Raw genomic sequence first — 1,004 nt, 5'->3', positions numbered from 1 at the left:
GAAAGTTTAGTTTTAGATTTGTGTGGCTAGTAAATTTAATTTGTGGGTTTTGATAAGGAGATCTGGTTGAACCAACGCCTGTAGATAAATGGATGAAGGTGGTTCCTAAGGCATGAAGGTCAGAGGCAGGAACAGGTGTTCCCGAAAGCTGTTCCAGTAGATTGTAGTCGCAGGTACCGCTCGTAGTGAATGTCATTCCTGTAATGGCTGCTTGTTCTTGTAATGTGCCAAAGTCAACGAGATAGAACTGCCCATTTTGACCCCAAATCAAGTTATTCGGTTTAATTTTGCGGTGGAAGACTGGAGGAGAAGACGAAGACAGATGGATAGTATGAAGATAAACCAGGATTTTTAGAATTTGTTCAGCAATTATACGGAGTTGCTGTTCCGAAAATGTATAATCTTCCTCCAACAATTCTTGTAGGGTAAAGCCAGGAATATAATCTCGTACCAGCCCCCAATAACTTAAGTTGGGACTCAATTGCTCATTAACTAAAAAATAATCTCGATACCGAGGAATTCTAGGATGATTCAGTTTTTGCAGTCCTTTGGTTTCCTGTTCAAATAATTTTAAATCAACACTGTGAGTATTAGAATTAAAAGCTAAAATTTTAATAATAACTAGTTCTCTGGTTGGAGTTGCTAAATCTGTTGCTAGCCAACTTTGATAACCTGCTAATGGCTGTCCCACCTTTCGTTGAAGTTGGTAGCGTTTTTGCAATATCTGCTTTGCGTCAAACATACAATTACCAGTTACGTTGCAAAAAGTTTTAGACAATATTCTTTTCAATGGAGTAATTAGACCTATGCGGTAACTCTAAAAATTTGGTACATGAATTCGGCTTGAGCTAGAAAGTTTCTTTTTCCTATTCCTAGAATTTGTCCTTTTCTAATTTGATTCATATTTTTAGCTTATCTTTCTTCAAGTAATACAGTAAAGTAGCTAACTTCCTGCTTTATTTTGCTTTAATTATAGACTTTTTATCTATAACTGTTATTGGTAA

General features: G+C 36.2%; 1 protein-coding gene. It reads right to left on the bottom strand.

Annotated features, from left to right (window positions below):
- On the bottom strand, window positions 1–778 hold a 778-nt coding region (locus AC2VE5_RS28655), incomplete at its 3' end, for a serine/threonine protein kinase (protein WP_486890898.1).
- Between the last annotated feature and the right edge of the window lie 226 nt (window positions 779–1,004).

This window comes from Aliterella sp. E5.1 (assembly GCF_057473825.1).
Note: the sequence above shows the minus strand (reverse complement) of the source record. Positions and strands in the feature narration are given on the sequence as shown.